We start from the raw sequence: 16,649 nt of genomic DNA, 5'->3' as shown, positions 1-16,649 counted from the left end.
TTAGGCTACCAAGACCCGACTCAATTTAAAGGCCTAAAGCTAGAGTTAATTGACGATTGAGGCGATGGGCGCTTTTGAAAAAGAAAAAGTATGGGGAATCTAATTTACGCTGCAAAAGTTTTATTGCGTACTGATTAGTAAGCTGTCTGCCCATGATTTTCCAAAAAAAAATTTTCCACTGAGTCCATCCCATTCATGCTTTCCGCAAGCATCTCGAAATTAAATTCCTCAGGGATTTCTATACTGCGACCTTCTGATGTGTTGAGACCACTGATGTATTCGATCAGTGCATCCACACTCTGCACATTAATACAACAGTAATTTTTATTCAGGAGCACATTGAGTCTCCGAGCACGACGAGCACGGTTTATTAGGTCTGTCACTATATCTTCGTTAACGTCGTGCTCACCAGCTCGAATGGCGTTAATCCTGCTCCCAATATCTCCGTATATCTCGGAAAATTCAGCAAGTTCTTCCAAGTACTTAGGGCTAAATGCAATCTTCTCAATTTTATTGATGCCGTCCGAGAGTATATTTTCAGGAGGAATTCGAATTGTTATTGAATCCTCTTTATCCTCACGCCACATCGGAGTCTCACGATCCATGACATCCTTGATGTAACGTTGAATCCAAAGGAAGTAAATCGTCTGGGGATCTGCAACACTCACACGAAACAGGAAAAACGGGATACTGAACCTCTCAACATAGGAAAGCGATTTCTTATTGATGCAGTAGTTGATAGTGCCCTCATGAACCGGGTTAAGCGACTTCTCAGTGCCCTTGACCTGTATATGGAATACGGACCCAGTTGCCTCGAAAGTATCTTTGCCCTTTGCATCTTGTGAGCCCTGCGTAAAGATTTCCACCATTAGGTCGATGCCATAATCTCGCTCAGTCAATTCTCGCACGACCCAATGGTGCGGCAACTGAGCTATGACGGCCTTGACGGACCTGGAGTCGACGATGTGCGCTTGAGTTCTCATTTAAGAGGCTCACCATGTATTAATCAGGAGATTCCGCATAATTCGGTTCCAGATATCTCGGGAACCTAAATCCATACTTTTCTGCTGAAAAGCCTGCCATAACAACCAGTTGTGATGCTATAGCTAATCTCTTACAAAGAATTAAGAGAAACGATACATAATTCCGGATACAGGACAGCTTACAATCATCGCCATTTTCTCATGCATATCAAAAAGATGGGTTACACATAAGTATCAAACTTCCGGAACACATCCTGCTTCTATATGAGAATCCCTCCCCTAGATTCACTGACGGCTTGACACACCACCTGCAGCAGGTCTTCTGCCGCTTGAATGCCGACCGGCCCGTCGCCCTTATGCGGCATTAGAGTCAGGCGAATGCGGCATTTAACTCTGAATGAGAAAAGGCTCCCCTACCGGCTGCTTAACGCTGACCTTGTTTATCGGGGTTGCCATCAGATCCGTGCGAAGCCCCGGGGACAGCAACTCTTCCAGCACCATTACATCGGTCACCTCCGGCGACAACCAACGGTCATACGCCTCTTCTGGCAACCACAAGGGCGTGGATTTGCGGTGGATCTGCTCCAGGGCGGGGATGCCTGGCAGGGTAATGATTGAGGCTGACGTAACCACCTCCCCTGTCACCTTGTCCGTCCACCCCTTGTACAGGCCCCAAAGGCAATAGCAGCACCATTGGCTGGCTCCAGCAGATGCGGGCGCTTGCCATCCTGGCTCTCGACAAAGGCGGTTGCGGGAATGATGCAGCGTGAGTGCTTGAATTCCTGCTTCTGGGGAAGCTTCCGGTAATTCGTGTTCACGCTGAAGTAATCGCGATGGGGTCGCAGCCCTTTGGGCGTCTGCTGCAGATAGAGCCACCAAGTCGCCTGGCGCAGTAATCGGGCCTCACTACCGCCCGTCACCACGCTGATCTTTGCCCCTGGCCGAAAGTCGCCGTAGATCAGTTGGTTAGCGTCCACGCCCAACGATTCCGCCAGTTTAGCCGAGCCGTCGCTCTTGATTAGCACGTAATTGGTACACATAATCAAATACTGTACATTTGAACAGCACCCTAAGCTATGCCGATTACCACTCTCTCTCCACTGGAGATACGGGAGCAGTTTGCTGCCCCCTGCTATCTCTCCCGCGTCAGGACCGGGTTTCCGAGCCCTGCTGACGACTACATGGACAAAAAACTCGACCTCAATGAGTTCCTTATAAAACACCCCGCCTCAACCTTCTACTGCTGGACCGAAGGGGAGTCCATGGAGGGCGTCGGCATCTATGACCGGGATCTCCTGATTGTTGACCGTGAAGAGCAGGCACGGCACCAGGATGTGGTGCTGGCCTTTCTGGATGGTGAGCTGACCTGCAAGATCCTGGATGCTCATCGCCGCCTGCTTTGCTCTGCCCATGAGGACTTTCCTCCCATCCCCATCCTGGACGGGAGCGACTTTCAGATTGAGGGGGTTGTGATCAATGCCATCCACTTCTTCCGCCATCGCACTAGTTGATTGCAACTCGTTCTACGCCAGTTGCGAGCAGATCTTCCGCCCTGACTTACGAGGCAAGCCGGTAGTAGTGCTATCCAATAATGATGGTTTTGTGGTCGCCCGTAGCAAGGAAGCCAAGGCTCTCGGCATTCCTGACCTCGAAGCCTTCTTCAAGATTGAGGGGCTGCTCAGAAAGCATGACGTAGCCATCTTCTCCAGCAACTACCCGCTGTATGGCGACATCTCCAACCGGGTGATGACCAAGCTCCAGGCCTTCAGCCCCCGGATTGAGGTCTACAGCATCGATGAGATGTTTCTCGACATGGCAGGAATGCCTGGCGATCCGAAGCTCATCGCTCATGAGATCAAAACTCAGCTGTGGGATCACATTCGTATGCCAGTGGGGGTAGGCATTGCGCCAACCAAGACATTGGCCAAGCTGGCCAACCGGACGGCCAAGAAGCTCCCGCAATGTCAGGGAGTCTGCGTGCTGGATGCCCCCCTGAAGTGGGAATGGGTGCTCAAACGTGTCCCGGTCACCGCCATTTGGGGGATCGCCCGGCGACTTGGGGCCAGACTCAATACCGAAGGGATTCACAGCGCTCTCGATCTGGCCAGAGCCCACCCCAAGGTCATTCGACGGATGACCAGTATCAACCTAGAGCGGACCATCGAGGAGTTGAACGGCAGGGCTTGCCTGGCCCTCGAGGAAGTGCCTCCCGCAAAGAAGCAGATCTACTGTACCCGCTCCTTCGGCAACAAGGCCTCCACACCAGGCCCCGTGCTGGAGGCGGTCTCCCTCTACGCTTCTCGAGCTGCTGAGAAGCTCAGGAAGCAGCATCACCTGGCGTTGAGCATGCACGTGTTCATGCATACCTCACCATTTGAGCCGAATTTCCACTCCGCCAGCGACCTGGTCCAGCTTCCCTACCCCACCGACGATACTCGAGAGATCGTGAAATTGGCCAGGGCGACAGCCGCTCGGCTGTACCAACCAGGCCATGCCTTCCTGAAAGCCGGAGTTGGCCTCGTGAACATCTGCGATCGCAAGCATCACCAATTCGACATGCTGCACCCCGGCCAGACAGAGAAGGCTGACCGACTCATGACCGTGATCGACAGCATCAACCGCTCTCAGGGGAAAGGCAGCGTATTCCTCGCCTCCCAAGGGATCTCAGCCCCGTGGTACATGAGGCAACAGTTCCGCTCACCGGAATACACCACCAACTGGACAGAACTACCGATAGCCAGATGCCGCATTCCATCGTAGATAGACTTAATCGGGAAGCACTAATCCCGGCTACAGACCATCACTGGTGACTTTTTGATCTCTCCGTTGCTTGAGGGCCTTGTAGCGAGGCCCTCGCACAATGCGTAATTGATTGACGCTCTTTTCCCCTGTTAGCCGAAGGGACTGCTCTTTTTTTGCGAAGTAACGGATAAGAGCCTTCATATTTGCTTCCTGGGTTGAATCCCCCTTACGAAATTCTCCAATCGCCAAATGCCGCTCAGGGACCTGCAATCGTTTCGACAACACCCTTTTAATCTCACCTACATTCACATTAAACCCTGCCCCTTCACCTTTAGTAACCACGTCACACCAATAGCGCTTCAAGTAGGTGCCGAGCAAAACATCCATGCGGACCTTACTACCGTCATATATAAAGTATCCATGCCAGTGGTAGCCCTTTTTTGCCCCGTATTCAATTTTGAACACCGCCAACACCAAAGAAGAAAATTGGCGCCTGTTATGCCGCATGTTTCTGATGAAGCGGTCTAGGTCGTTTGATATGCACTCTGGGGTTTTATTCCTACGCACAGACTGTTTGTAGCTGCCATCAACACGCACCAAGCGAGCTTTTCGACTAAGGCTCAACGCTTCATTCACTGCCCCGGTGATGCTGTCTACTCTGCGCTGCTCTCTGACCACCTGCTGTCTACGAAACTGAAGAATCTCAGGTGCAGACAGCCGCCGTTTCAGTTCGTGAAGATACTCGAGATAGTGATCATGTACCGTTTTACCTCCAACGTGCTGATACAACGGAAGCCCCGTTAAGACGCGGACATCCGCTTCTCTATTGAGATCCAGGACAACCTGAACATCCGGGTCCACCTTGTACCCTAGGAAGTCATCCTCGGTGAGATTGATGCAGGATTCGATTGCTGGTGTCTTCTTATTGGGGGTTCTGCGAATGAATCCCTGGCCAGTCTCCTGCCGTCGGCTTATGACCAGTCGCCGCTGGGGCACGATTTCATCTAAAAGCGTTGTAACGTCCGCAAGCGCACGTGCAGTCTCGGACTGATCAGTGATGTAGACGTTATTGGGATTATCTCTCGGATTGAAGACATCCAATCCGTGATCCAGCATTTCATGGAACTGCTCCAGCCGTCCCACTTGAGCCTCTACTGTCGGCATCATGCCGTGGTGCTGATTCATCGCCACCTCTCCAGTTACTAGCTTTATTTTTTTGATGGGTTTTAATGAGCAACGAACCAAGCAGGATAAAACCTTAACATTAGTAACATCAGAGAATAACATCAGAGAATAAACATGTTCCCCTTTATAATTTACCAGTCAACCACTCCCGGACCCCGAGATCACTGATGATCGCTGCTCATATAATGGGAAAAACATGTACGTTATTAAGCAAGCCCTACATGCCAAATGAATAAGAAAATTTAAAGAAATCGATCAGGCAAACCCTATAATATTGACACAGCATCAGTATTATAGGGTTTTCATTAACATTAGAGATTTCGTAGCCCTGAATGTACATTGGCCACTGGATCACTCCTCCCCAATGGCTCCTGAGGATTAACCGAGGTCGCCACCCGCTTTTCAGCAAGGTCCCCCCCCTATTACAGATGGTAGAAGTTTGCTTTAGACACCTTAAATCCAGACTGATAGAACCCGGACCAACGGCCAGTTCCACAATTTAGTGCGCCCTTGTTCAGGCCCAGCTTCTGCTCCACCTTTCTGGCATCCTTGGCACTTCTGGTAGGCAGGGCAAAATGGGTGTCAGCGTTAGCGACCACTTCCTCACTCAGATCATCAAGCGTTTGAGCGGCCAGCAGGAGGCCAACACCGAACTTTCGGCTCTCCTTCGCAATGGTCTTTATGATGCAGTCATCCGCTTTCTGGCGTATCACCGATCCAGCCTCATCAAGGACGAGATACACCCGGAATGACGCTCCGACATCAAACGGAGATTCTTTTACTGGCCCCATGGCCGCAATTTCAGCGAACATCATATTTACTATAGTGCGAGCTACCACCCCCCTCATTGAAGCGGGGATTCCCTGCATATGCAGACGCGCACCATTCTGCAAAATATCATCAAGCCTCAAGCGTGATTCATGCTCGAAAATAGCGCATGTGGCCAATGCATCAACGCGGCTGATCAAGCTATCAAAAATCTGCCTTTCCCTGCTGCTTTCGGCCTCGTCTTTCTTCTCAAGAAGAAGATCTCTCAAATCAGAAGGCCGAATACTCTTTGCAGCCGCAGCGGGGGAATCGGAAGCGCTTTCCGTAATCCCCAGGCGCCGCCACAACTCCATGATCGCTGATCGCAGAACGTTGATTTGACCATCTCCAAGCTTTCGCCTCCCCGTCGCTTCAATGGCTCTGACCGCGTTTTCCAGGCACCCTCTCAGACCAAAGACCTCCAATGCCAAGGGCGTTGGCTCCAGAAATCTGATCGAACATTCACCGGAAGCTCCATCTCCAAGATGCAGCGTCCTGATCCCTGATATAGCCAAGTCATCATGAAAATCGAAAATCACTACCGGCACCTTCGAACAGAACAGGTATGATGCGATAAATTTGGCTACGGTCGACTTCCCCATGCCAGATGATCCGGTGATCTCGGCATGCCCGTTGGCACATAGTCCTGGAAAAAATCCCAACCCACGACCGGACAAAGCATCAATGCCGATATTAATAGGCGGAACCTGAATGGGCCGAATCACCATTTCTCACCCCCACTCTCGACAACGTATGGCACAATCTTAGCCAAGCTCCGAATTTGCTCCCCTTTAAATATCCTGATCTGCCGATGCTTTTTCCCGTTACCGTTTGCACGTAGTTTCTGACTGAAGTCAGAGAAGCGCGTAACAGCGGCTTCCAGGAGCTGCTGCCGGGCATGATCGCCCTGAACATCAACAGGAGAAGCAACCTCTGCTAGGTTCAGCCCTGACCACTTCGATAAAATGGTCGCAAATGGCTTGTCGGTTGCGCACAGGAAGCCACCTTCCCCATCCGTCACATTATCTCGCCAGTAGCGGCCAAGGTTACCCGCCTGCTCCCTGGTTCCAGGTTTAAGCAACAGCATCCCACTGATATGGAATCCCTTGTTGTCGCTCAACTCCATAGAAAAGATAGCCACCAGAAAGCAGCGGGATGCAGAGTGATGCCGAATCCCATTTGCAAACTTTTTATAAGCAGCGTCGGTATCGGCTAATGTCTTCCGCATCCTGCACTCCGGCTTCCATGACAGATCGATCAAGGCAATTTCGACCTCATCGTACAGGCAATAACACAGCCTGATCGCCTTGATCATGGAGTGCCGCCGCCGCCTGGCATTGCCCACTTCGTTATAGCATCGCTTGCGATGAGCCTTGCTGGTGATAATCCTTCGGAAACGGGCAACGCATTCAATTAGGATGTCGGCGACTTCTTTTTTAAGGGCATGCCAGCCCTGAAGAGTATCTACCAGTGCAGAAATTCTGGGATCCCGCAGAAGTTCCAACCATGCGTCCATGTCTGGCGGGAGGTCATACCGCTCTGCCATCAAGGGATTGATCTTTAAACACTTGATCACAAAATCGTAATCCCGGCCACGTCTGATGCGCTTACCCCCATTCGCGGATTGACGCTCTACCGCGATTTTAATTTCACGCCCGTCATGAATCATCTCTGTCAGCCCATTGATGAGACGGTAAGCGCGCAAAATTTCGCTCGGCCCATCTAGGCAAACAGCGCTCTCCTCCGGGCTGTCCCACATGTCTACTGAGGTAAGCAGCTTTTCTGCAGAACGAGCTGTCTGTCTCTGAAACGGTGGGGAGGCATGATTAATCAGCATGATCACCTCCCATAATACCGGCCAAATAATCTGCCACGTCTTGCGCCCGCCAGCGGGTGCAGTTTCCGCCCAGTCTTATCGGCCGAGGAAATTCGGGAATGAAGTGCTTCCCCTTGCAATCAACCCACGCCCACAGCGTGCTCACTCCGATCCCTAATTCCTCAGCCAACTCTTTGGCTGACAGCATAGTTAGCCCAGTTAGCGGCTTTGGTGCTTCACCTGCGCAAACAGATGGCTGCGCAGCAATCAATCGAGTATCCATATACCCTCCTCCAGTGCCACGCAAAGAAACACCATTCCCCAGGCAAAGTAATGCCATAGGGATTGTGTCTACGCTCAGCGCAGCAACAAAACACAGGTCGACCTACAAGGTCGCCAAACCAAAATTGTTTCGTGTTTGATCGGACGTTCACGGCTCGCGTGAAACCGATACTAGGGGGGGCGACTTATTGCTGATGGATACCACGGCCATTCAGACTGCGCTGTTGAAGTGACATTAAATGTCTGTAGTGTTCTACCTACACTGAAGGAACTTGGTGAAGGGGGTCTTGGCTGTCCGTGGCGATGCCAAGCCAAGAAAAATTAATACATTGCCAACCAATACGTCAAGCCCCAAGAACAAATCCAAAAAAACTTTTCTGAATTCCATGTACGTTTTATGCAGAACCAGCGGTTTTTGTGAGAATTATTTTTTTTGCCAAGGGTTCGTGGACGTGTAGCCACAGTAAAATGTCTGCTCATCTCCCTTCACAAGAAGGCCAGCGGGCGACTAAACGGAAAGCCGATATCACGTGATTGCTAGAACGGTCATACATGTAGTCATCTGATCGGCTAGGTGATACCTTCCTGCTCCCCCGCCGCCTCAAAGAGCCTGACTCCCAACATACCCCCTGAGTCGCATATTCTACGCTCTCCCCCTCACCTCTCGGATCGAGCAGGTGGCACAAGGAGGCAAGAATGGTATGATCCACACCCTTCGCTGGACCTAAGCTGAGTTGAGAACAGCGGAACAAGATTTTTAGGTGAATGACAACACCTCCGTTCGTCAGAATTTTTTTTAAATTTGTTTGTTGGTACATGTGTTGGTATGAACAAAAACCGAACTGGCGTTTTCACATGGAAATCAACCAGTTGCACCCCATATTTGAGTCCTCTCCTCGCACCAATTTCGAAAGGGCTCCCAGACGGGGGCCCTTTTTCGTTTCAGGCCTACCGTCCCTCAGGGTTCGACACAGAGAGGCTGCTATGATCATGAACTCCCTTCGCAATGTTGCTACCGCCGGCATCTTTGCCCTTGGCCTGTTCCTGGCGCCGGTGCCAACCTATGCCGCCGAGGCAACCGACTCAACGGCTTCCAGCGACATTCACCCTGACATTGCCAGAGCGGATGCCCAGCGTGAAAAGGAAGCACAGCGCAAGCGCTATCTGCTGGTGTTCCCCGCTGCCGTTGTCGTTATCACTGTGGGCCTGATTGTGGTGACCCGCCGCAAACGGTGAGGCCTAGCGGGCATCCTGCCCCATAAACCCCTGGGCAATCATCCGGCGCAGAAAGGGATCCGCCTCACTATCTCCCACATCAGCGAAGTCGGTGCTGGGCCAACGCTGCCAGCGAACAAAGGTGTCCGCTTGCGGCACCCGCTCAAGCCCCACCAGCTGCCAGACCCTGCCCGCCTCGACAATGCGTGCGGGCACACCAGCCGCGTCCACCCACAACACCCGACTGTCACCGCGACCGTATTCCGTCACCGGACACCCCTGCACAATACCCGCCTCCGGCTCCAACACGGAATACCCCAGCGAGACCGGTGCCGGCCAACCCGCTACCGCTGACCACTCCCGCGCCTGATCCAGCGCCGCCAGGTCTGCCGCCGGGTACCAGAGAGATCGCTGAAACTGGGGAAAGGCACGCAACAGGGAAATGGCGCCGCCGTGATCGCTCCAGACACTGATGACCGCACCCTGACGCCAGGCCACCTGATCCACACCACGGTAAAAATCCACCCGGTAGCGCCGGGTCTGGTCATAAACGTCATAGCGGGCGTGAAGCACCGCGCCGTCGTCCGCAGGCCCCCCACGACAAGCCCCTTGCACAGTGCCAATGCACAACAACAGGGTAACCACCTGCACCCCGGTGACGATCTGCCTGATCATTTCTCCTCCTTCCCGGCTAGTCCGGCAACAGCCCCGCCGCCCTGGCCATGACATGAAAAATCACGTTCTGCTCGTGGGTGCCGGAGAGCAACAGAGCCCCCGGCCCTCTCGCCCACACCCCCACATCTTCTCCGGCATGGGTTTCAGACGTCATCGGCACCAGCGATTCCTGATGATAGCCGGGGCTACGGGTATTCACCCCGGACAGATCCTGACGACCTGCATTGACGGGCATCTGTTTGCGCTCATCAGGATTGCCCACTGCGCCGCGCTGGGCAAAGCCCGGCCCATTCATGTATCCCAGAGTGGTATACGGCCTGTCATCGGCGGCATGCACCGGCTCGCTTTCCGGTTCGCCGTGCTCATTGTTGCCCACCACCTTGCCCAGGATCGGGTTCCCCCGGGTGGGGTAGCCGGCAATGGTAAAGACATGGCTATGGTCTGCGGTGACGATGATCAGGGTATCCCTGGGATCGGTGTTTTCCATCGCTACCCTCACAGCCTCGGAAAACTCCACCGTTTCATTCAGGGCATTGAACGCACTACCGGCATGATGCCCATGATCAATACGCCCGGCTTCTACCATCAGGAAATAGCCGTTCTTGTTGTCCGATAACCGCTCCAGGCTCAAGGCCGTCATCGCGCTCAGGGAAGGCTGGTCCAGCTCACTGTCCTGACGCTGTGCCTCATAGGCCATGTGGCTGGAAGCGAACAACCCCAACAGCGGCCCCTGTGCCGGTACGCCTTCCAGCTGGGTCGCACTGTCCACATAGTGTCCTTGCGGATACGCCTGCTGCCACTCACGGATCAGATGCCGGCCATCATTGCGTCTGCCGCCTTCCTCCCTGGGCAGGAAGTGACGTCGACCGCCCCCCATCACCACCTCAATGCCATCCCCCTTGTCGAATGACACCAGTTGCGCTGCGATGTCTCGACAACCTGCTTCACGGGCCGTTTCGGGCAGCGCATCATCCGATTCCCAGTCCCGCTCGGGGCTCTTGGCATAGGTTGCCGCAGGTGTGGCATGTGTCACTCTTGCCGTGGTCACCATACCGGTGGCTTTGCCATGACTTTCCGCCAGCTCCAGCACGGACAACAATCCCTTGCCCTTGCTGGAATCACAATCCCCGCGCCGGACATGCTCATCAACCGCGATCACCCCCGCCCGGGTTTTCACCCCGGTGGCCATGGCCGTCATGGTGCCCGCGGAATCCGGCGTCTGTTGATTGGTGTTGTAGGTTTTCATCAAGCCGGTTACCGGAAAGTACTCGAAACTCAACCGGTGCTCTTCACCCGGATTGCCGGCACGTTGCCCGGCAAGAATACGGGCAGCGGTAACGGTGGAAATCCCCATCCCGTCACCGACAAAGAGAATGACATTGCGGGCGCGGCCACGGGCAGCATCGCCAAACAGGTCATCGCCGGCCTGCACGGCCTGCTGTCCATCCACAAACCAGGGAGACGCTGACTGCACATCCGGCAGCGTCATGATGCTGCGGGCCTGTGTATCGCTGCCGGGCTCGGCACATCCCGCCATCATGGCAACCGCCGCTACCAGGCATAACATTGATTCCGATTTCATTAGGGATCCCCAAAAACGCCCCGTATGCCGCGCGCCGAAAACACACCGCAAGGCTGACTGCTCAGTGACAATTTGAGCACAACTTTCCGACAGTTTTATGTCAGTCACACCCTCTGCATGAATTGTCATTTCTGTGTCATCCCCGCTCTCTAGCCTGCCTGCGAAACCTTCTCGCCAGGAACCGATCATGAAGCGTGCCACCCCTCTCCATACCGCAATCCTTTTCCTTGCGCTTGCTGCCCTTGCCAGCGTGAGCGGTTGCACAAATGACAACGACGACAGCCTGCTTCCCCAGGTTCCTGAAGCAGAGCGGACCAGCGTCACCAACAACGCCATCACCAATCTGGAAGCGCCCATACCACCGCAGTGCTATACCAAAACCGAAGACCGCTTCAATCCGTGTTACACCTGCCATCAGCGCTATCCTTCTGACGAAGAAAGAATGAACCGGCTTGATGACGGCGCACTGCAGGGGGGGTATGCGTTTTCCGATGTGGGCCTGAGCAACCACTGGTCCAACCTGTTCGTTGATCGCCAGCAATGGCTTGAGTCAGTGAGCGACGAGGCCATTCTTGCCTGGATCAATCAGGACAATTACCAGGCGCTGCCCGCTCGCTTGAAAGAACAGGAGTGGACAGGGTTTGTCCCGGACCTGGCCCACTACGCCACACCGCATCAGGCTTTTGATGAGAACGGCTTTGCCCGTGACGGCAGCGGCTGGGTCGCCTTCAACTACAAGCCGTTCCCCGGCACCTTCTGGCCCACCAATGGCTCCACCGACGATGTCATCATCCGTCTCCCGAAAGCGTTCCGGGAACTGCGCGGCAAGGACAATCAGGATATTTATCTGCTCAACCTTTCCCTGCTGGAAATGGCCATCAAGCAACTGGACTCGCTCTCCATTGCGCCCATGGATGAGACCGCAATCAATACCGACCTGAACGGTGACGGCGCCCTCTCCAAAGAAGTTCGCCAGCTGCACAAACGTGAACACTATCTGGGTGACGCCAGTGATGTAGCTCTGGCCCGCCAGCAATACCCCACCGGCACGGAGTTCATGCATTCGGTTCGCTACGTGGGCATTGATGAGGATGACAACATCGTTGTCCCGCCACGCATGAAGGAGTTGCGTTACATGCGCAAGATCCGCCAGCTGGATCCCTATGATGTAGCCAGCCGCTACGCCCGTGAACGAAAGGACAAACGACTGGGCATGCTACCCACGTTCATCAACCACTTTGACGAAGGCATGGAGAACGGACTGGGCTGGATGGTCAGCGGTTTCATTGAAGACTATGACGGCAATCTGAGACCACAGACGTTTGAAGAAAACATGCATTGCATGGGGTGTCATGCTGCGGTGGGCACCACCATCGATCAGACCTTTGCCTTCGCCCGCAAGATCACCGGCGCCAAAGGCTGGGGCTATATCGATACCCGCGGCATGCAGGATGCCCCGAGCATCAGTGAAACCCGGGGCGAAATTCTCAATTACCTGAAGCGTGCGGGCGGAGGCAGTGAGTTCCGTGAAAATCCGGAAATGCTGCAACGCTGGTATCACGATGACGGCAGCCTCGATACGGCCAAGGTCCAGGCGGCGGATGTCTACACGCTCATCTCCCCCTCCCGGGAGCGGGCATTGAAACTGAACAAGGCCTATACCCATATCGTACGGCACCAGAGCTATATCAAAGGCCGCGATGCCACCTGGCTGCCCGCCCGCAACGTGTTCGAAGAGGTGGATGCGGGCGAGCCTCCGCTGCCCCGTGAGCATCAGTATTTTGGCTGGGATATTCGCCTGGACTGGCAAAAGAAAGACTGAGAAGCAATCTCAATTGCCGCCTTAAAAACGCCATTTTTTTATCCTCTGATTTTCATACTTGCTTCCCACAATCAGGTCTCCGAAATTCACAATCCTGGTGGGAAGCCATGAATATCATCCTGAACAAAAAAGCTCTCGCGGTGGCCATCGCCACCGCCACCCTGGCTGCCTGCGGTGGCAACGATAACGACAACGACGGCAACAGCGCCACCGGTGCCAAGGTGACCCGCCTGGCCACCATCCCGAAAGGCGCGGAACTGACCGGCATCGAAGTCAGCCCCAATGGCGAAGTATTCTTCAATGTCCAGCATCCGTCTGACACCCTGCCTAATGGTGAAAACAAAGCCGCGGTGGGCGCCTGGATCGGGATCGACATCCAGAACCTGCCCACTGATCTGGAGCCGGTCAGCGTGCCGGACCCGGCCTCCGCAGAGGCCATGACCACCCGTGTTGCCACCGGCCGCTTCCAGGTACTGGGCCGGGAAGGGGATGATTTCGCCGGCGGCCTGCCCTTCGGTCTTGGCAACATTGTCAGCGCCGACGGCAGCACCGGCATCAAGCAATCCAATGACCCGGATTTCAACGCCTTCATCACCACCGGTGACAACGGCAACAGCGGCTACCTGTTCACTGCCTGGGAAGATCGCCCCGGCGGCATGAGCCGTATGGAGTTGAGCAAGGTGGGCGACGAATGGTTCGTGAACAACGCCATGAACATCGACTTCTCCAACGTCAACGGCACCATGATCAACTGTTTCGGTAGCGTCTCTCCCTGGGGCACGCCACTCACATCAGAAGAAAACTATGAAGCAGAAAACACCGCCCACTGGAACGACAGCAACTACTCAGGCGGCTACCCCAGCTATAGCGATGTGCAGAAGATCCAGGATTACCTGGGTGGCACCTTCCCGAATCCCTACGACTATGGCTACATTGTTGAAATCACCCAGCCTGCCGACGCCTCCCCGGTTCCGGTAAAGCACTTCACACTGGGCCGTGTAGCCCATGAAAACCCGATCATCATGCCTGATGAAAAGACCGTGTACCTGACCGACGATGGCGGAAACAAAGGCTTCTATAAATTCGTTGCCGACACCGCCGGCGATCTGTCTTCCGGCACCCTGTATGCAGCCAAGGCAACCCAGGACGACGAAACCGATAGCAGCATCGCCGGCTTTGATCTGGAATGGATCGAGCTGGGTTCCAGCACCAATTCGGTTCTGGAAGCCGCCATCGATGAATACGACGATATCGATGAAAGCGACTTCGTTGCCGACGCCAACAGCTACATCACTGACCAACAGATCAACGACTGGGCCGAGAGCAAACTGGGCCAGGACCTGGATGGCATGAACGGCATTGCCACCTCCCCGTTCTCCGATGACCGGGTGGCCTTCCTGGAAACCCTGAAAGCATCTGAAGCACTGGGCGCCACCGTCGAATTCAACAAGATGGAAGGCATCAACATCAACTACCAGGGGGCTGGTGACGGCAGCATCCCGTACATGTACGTGGGCCTGACCGACATCACCGGCGCCATGACTGACGATGCCGGTGACATCCAGGTGTCCAGCAATCCCTGCGGCATCATGTACCGCCTGCCGCTGGAAGCGGACTTCGACGTGAGCCGCATGGAACCGGTGCTGGCCGGCGGCCCGTTCGATGGTTCTGCCACGGGCAGCCAGTGTTCCGATGACAACATTTCCCGTCCGGACAACGTTTATGTCCTCAACGATGGTCGTGTACTCATTGGCGAAGACTCCAGCAAGCACGTGAACAACATGCTGTGGATCTACAACCCGGAAGGCGAATAATCCGCTACCTGCAACACGCGAAAAGCAACACCGGGAGGGCAGCACTGAAACAGAGAACCTGCCCGCAGGCGACAATCTTGCTGCCCCACCCCGGAAAAAAGGTTCATCGCGGGTTTGCGGGAATCTGCTGCTCCAGCGTTTTACTCCGCCCTGAGTGAGATTGATGCCATGGGGCAACGAAGGGGGTTTTGATCCTGGGTTTTGTTCGCCCCTCCAGTGGGGCTCCTACAGCAAGAACAGCAGCACTAAGCAATTCGCGCTCAGTGAACTCTGTGACCTCTGTGGTAAATCCGCTTTTGATCTTTGCGTGTTGCGTGATGCATGAAGCGTGTTGCGGCCGCAGAGCGGCCAAAAAAACGCCCCGCATCGCGGGGCGTTTTGTTGGCGCTTCAAGCTCAAGCGAACGGGTGGCGCTTGATGATGGTCTCTACCCGGTCAGGACCGGTGGAGATGATGTCGATGGGCGCGCCCGTCACTTCTTCAATCCGCTTGAGGTAGGCCTGGGCATTGGCCGGCAGATCGTCCACCGCCTTCACTCCCAGGGTGGACTCACTCCAGCCCGGCAGGGTTTCATACACCGGCTTCACTTCTTCATAGCTGTCCGCATCCCAGGCACAGGCCAGGGAATTGCCTTCCGCATCCTGGTAGCCCACGCAGATGTTCACTTCTTCCAGGCCGTCCAGTACGTCCAGCTTGGTCAGACACAGACCGGAGATGGAATTGATCTGGATGGAACGCTTCAGCGCCACTGCATCGAACCAGCCACAACGACGGGCACGGCCAGTGGTGGAACCGAACTCGTGCCCTTTCTCGGCCAGGTAACGGCCATTCTCGTCGAACAGTTCAGTGGGGAACGGACCGCTGCCCACGCGAGTGGTGTAGGCCTTGGTGATACCCAACACGTAATCCAGGTACAGCGGGCCCACACCGGAACCGGTAGCTGTACCGCCGGCGGTGGTGTTGGAGCTGGTCACGTAGGGGTAGGTACCGTGGTCGATATCCAGCAGGGTGCCCTGGGCCCCTTCGAACATGATGTTCTCGCCGTTCTCGCGGGCGTGATGCAATACGGCTGTCACGTCCGTGACCATGCCACGCACTTCTTCACCCAGCTTGAGGGTCTCGTCCAGGGTCTTCTGGAAGTCCACCGGCTCGGCGTTGTAGTACTGGCGCAGCACGAAGTTGTGGTAATCCATCACTTCGCCGAGCTTGGCAGCGAAACGCTCACGGTGATAGATATCCCCCAGACGCAGACCGCGACGGGCCACCTTGTCTTCGTAGGCCGGACCGATGCCGCGACCGGTGGTGCCAATTTTCTTGTTGCCACGGGCCGCTTCCCGGGCCTGATCCAGCGCCACGTGTACCGGCAGGATCAGCGGACAGGAGGCAGAAAGACGCAGGCGATCACGCACCGGCACGCCATTATCTTCCAGACCACCGATTTCTTTCAGCAGCGCATCCAGGGCCAGCACCACACCGTTACCAATCAGACATTGCACGTCTTCACGGAGGATACCGGAGGGAATCAGGTGAAGAACGGTCTTCTTGCCGTCGATCACCAGGGTATGCCCGGCATTATGGCCGCCCTGAAAGCGTGCCACCAATGAGGCCTGGTCAGTGAGCAGATCCACGATCTTGCCCTTGCCTTCATCACCCCACTGGGTGCCGAGAATAACTACGTTCTTACCCATGATTGCTTGCTGCCATGTTGAATTAACGCTGCACGCAT

General features: G+C 54.8%; 15 protein-coding genes. 5 read left to right on the top strand and 10 right to left on the bottom strand.

The window, feature by feature from the left end; genetic code table 11:
- Positions 1-134: 134 nt before the first annotated feature.
- The 3 genes from HF945_RS01895 to HF945_RS01885 all read right to left on the bottom strand — a co-directional run bounded on the left by HF945_RS01895 (position 135) and on the right by HF945_RS01885 (position 2,023).
- Complete coding sequence (locus tag HF945_RS01895; protein ID WP_290524100.1) at positions 135-983, bottom strand: DUF4365 domain-containing protein; 849 nt, start codon at positions 981-983, stop codon at positions 135-137.
- A gap of 387 nt (positions 984-1,370) precedes the next feature.
- The gene (locus HF945_RS01890; protein ID WP_290524099.1) at positions 1,371-1,616 is read right to left on the bottom strand and encodes an SOS response-associated peptidase family protein; all 246 of its coding nucleotides are present in this window, start codon (positions 1,614-1,616) and stop codon (positions 1,371-1,373) included.
- A gap of 8 nt (positions 1,617-1,624) precedes the next feature.
- Complete coding sequence (locus HF945_RS01885; protein ID WP_290524098.1) at positions 1,625-2,023, bottom strand: hypothetical protein; 399 nt, start codon at positions 2,021-2,023, stop codon at positions 1,625-1,627.
- A gap of 36 nt (positions 2,024-2,059) precedes the next feature.
- On the opposite strand from HF945_RS01885, the gene umuD reads away from it, so the two are divergent.
- Together umuD and HF945_RS01875 are read left to right on the top strand one after the other, a co-directional pair.
- The gene (gene umuD / locus HF945_RS01880; protein ID WP_290524097.1) at positions 2,060-2,494 is read left to right on the top strand and encodes a translesion error-prone DNA polymerase V autoproteolytic subunit; all 435 of its coding nucleotides are present in this window, start codon (positions 2,060-2,062) and stop codon (positions 2,492-2,494) included.
- Positions 2,460-3,743, top strand: a complete 1,284-nt coding sequence (locus HF945_RS01875) for a Y-family DNA polymerase (protein WP_290524096.1) — start codon at positions 2,460-2,462, stop codon at positions 3,741-3,743. The genes umuD and HF945_RS01875 overlap by 35 nt, the downstream gene beginning before the upstream one ends.
- A gap of 30 nt (positions 3,744-3,773) precedes the next feature.
- Here the strand turns inward: HF945_RS01875 and HF945_RS01870 are convergent, their stop codons facing one another.
- The 4 genes from HF945_RS01870 to HF945_RS01855 form a co-directional block, all read right to left on the bottom strand.
- The gene (locus tag HF945_RS01870) at positions 3,774-4,910 is read right to left on the bottom strand and encodes an inovirus-type Gp2 protein (protein ID WP_290524095.1); all 1,137 of its coding nucleotides are present in this window, start codon (positions 4,908-4,910) and stop codon (positions 3,774-3,776) included.
- Positions 4,911-5,332: 422 nt separating this feature from the next.
- The gene (locus tag HF945_RS01865; RefSeq protein WP_290524094.1) at positions 5,333-6,445 is read right to left on the bottom strand and encodes a DUF87 domain-containing protein; all 1,113 of its coding nucleotides are present in this window, start codon (positions 6,443-6,445) and stop codon (positions 5,333-5,335) included.
- Positions 6,439-7,554, bottom strand: a complete 1,116-nt coding sequence (locus HF945_RS01860; protein WP_153499799.1) for a hypothetical protein — start codon at positions 7,552-7,554, stop codon at positions 6,439-6,441. Before HF945_RS01860 ends, HF945_RS01865 begins: the two co-directional genes overlap by 7 nt.
- Positions 7,544-7,816 (bottom strand): AlpA family phage regulatory protein, encoded by a 273-nt coding sequence (locus HF945_RS01855; RefSeq protein WP_194285753.1) that lies wholly within the window; start codon positions 7,814-7,816, stop codon positions 7,544-7,546. Before HF945_RS01855 ends, HF945_RS01860 begins: the two co-directional genes overlap by 11 nt.
- Positions 7,817-8,799: 983 nt before the next feature.
- On the opposite strand from HF945_RS01855, the gene HF945_RS01850 reads away from it, so the two are divergent.
- Positions 8,800-9,051 (top strand): hypothetical protein, encoded by a 252-nt coding sequence (locus tag HF945_RS01850; RefSeq protein WP_290524093.1) that lies wholly within the window; start codon positions 8,800-8,802, stop codon positions 9,049-9,051.
- Positions 9,052-9,054: 3 nt separating this feature from the next.
- On the opposite strand, the gene HF945_RS01845 is transcribed toward HF945_RS01850, so the two are convergent.
- A complete protein-coding gene (locus HF945_RS01845; RefSeq protein ID WP_290524092.1) occupies positions 9,055-9,705 on the bottom strand; it encodes a hypothetical protein in 651 nt (216 codons plus the stop codon).
- A 16-nt stretch (positions 9,706-9,721) separates the two neighbouring features.
- Complete coding sequence (locus HF945_RS01840) at positions 9,722-11,287, bottom strand: alkaline phosphatase (protein WP_290524091.1); 1,566 nt, start codon at positions 11,285-11,287, stop codon at positions 9,722-9,724.
- 187 nt (positions 11,288-11,474) lie between these two features.
- Between HF945_RS01840 and HF945_RS01835 the strand changes: the two genes are divergently transcribed.
- Positions 11,475-13,109: a hypothetical protein gene (locus HF945_RS01835; RefSeq protein WP_290524090.1), complete on the top strand. Its 1,635-nt coding sequence runs from the start codon at positions 11,475-11,477 to the stop codon at positions 13,107-13,109.
- 107 nt (positions 13,110-13,216) lie between these two features.
- Positions 13,217-14,923 carry an alkaline phosphatase PhoX gene (locus HF945_RS01830; RefSeq protein WP_290524089.1) on the top strand — a complete coding sequence of 569 codons (1,707 nt, stop codon included), beginning with the start codon at positions 13,217-13,219 and terminating at the stop codon, positions 14,921-14,923.
- Between the two features lie 395 nt (positions 14,924-15,318).
- On the opposite strand, the gene HF945_RS01825 is transcribed toward HF945_RS01830, so the two are convergent.
- On the bottom strand, positions 15,319-16,611 hold the full coding sequence (locus HF945_RS01825; protein WP_290524088.1) for an adenylosuccinate synthase: 1,293 nt from the start codon (positions 16,609-16,611) through the stop codon (positions 15,319-15,321).
- Between the last annotated feature and the right edge of the window lie 38 nt (positions 16,612-16,649).

The organism is Alcanivorax sp., from assembly GCF_017794965.1.
Taxonomy (GTDB): domain Bacteria; phylum Pseudomonadota; class Gammaproteobacteria; order Pseudomonadales; family Alcanivoracaceae; genus Alcanivorax.
Note: the sequence above shows the minus strand (reverse complement) of the source record. Positions and strands in the feature narration are given on the sequence as shown.

Excerpts from the sequence above, each read along its gene's own strand:
- HF945_RS01895 (WP_290524100.1), bottom strand. The coding sequence starts at position 983 with ATGAGAACTCAAGCGCACATCGTCGACTCCAGGTCCGTCAAGGCCGTC.
- HF945_RS01885 (WP_290524098.1), bottom strand. The coding sequence starts at position 2,023 with ATGTGTACCAATTACGTGCTAATCAAGAGCGACGGCTCGGCTAAACTG.
- umuD (WP_290524097.1), top strand. The coding sequence starts at position 2,060 with ATGCCGATTACCACTCTCTCTCCACTGGAGATACGGGAGCAGTTTGCT.
- HF945_RS01875 (WP_290524096.1), top strand. The coding sequence starts at position 2,460 with ATGCCATCCACTTCTTCCGCCATCGCACTAGTTGATTGCAACTCGTTC.
- HF945_RS01870 (WP_290524095.1), bottom strand. The coding sequence starts at position 4,910 with ATGAATCAGCACCACGGCATGATGCCGACAGTAGAGGCTCAAGTGGGA.
- HF945_RS01865 (WP_290524094.1), bottom strand. The coding sequence starts at position 6,445 with ATGGTGATTCGGCCCATTCAGGTTCCGCCTATTAATATCGGCATTGAT.
- HF945_RS01860 (WP_153499799.1), bottom strand. The coding sequence starts at position 7,554 with ATGCTGATTAATCATGCCTCCCCACCGTTTCAGAGACAGACAGCTCGT.
- HF945_RS01855 (WP_194285753.1), bottom strand. The coding sequence starts at position 7,816 with ATGGATACTCGATTGATTGCTGCGCAGCCATCTGTTTGCGCAGGTGAA.
- HF945_RS01850 (WP_290524093.1), top strand. The coding sequence starts at position 8,800 with ATGATCATGAACTCCCTTCGCAATGTTGCTACCGCCGGCATCTTTGCC.
- HF945_RS01845 (WP_290524092.1), bottom strand. The coding sequence starts at position 9,705 with ATGATCAGGCAGATCGTCACCGGGGTGCAGGTGGTTACCCTGTTGTTG.
- HF945_RS01840 (WP_290524091.1), bottom strand. The coding sequence starts at position 11,287 with ATGAAATCGGAATCAATGTTATGCCTGGTAGCGGCGGTTGCCATGATG.
- HF945_RS01835 (WP_290524090.1), top strand. The coding sequence starts at position 11,475 with ATGAAGCGTGCCACCCCTCTCCATACCGCAATCCTTTTCCTTGCGCTT.
- HF945_RS01830 (WP_290524089.1), top strand. The coding sequence starts at position 13,217 with ATGAATATCATCCTGAACAAAAAAGCTCTCGCGGTGGCCATCGCCACC.
- HF945_RS01825 (WP_290524088.1), bottom strand. The coding sequence starts at position 16,611 with ATGGGTAAGAACGTAGTTATTCTCGGCACCCAGTGGGGTGATGAAGGC.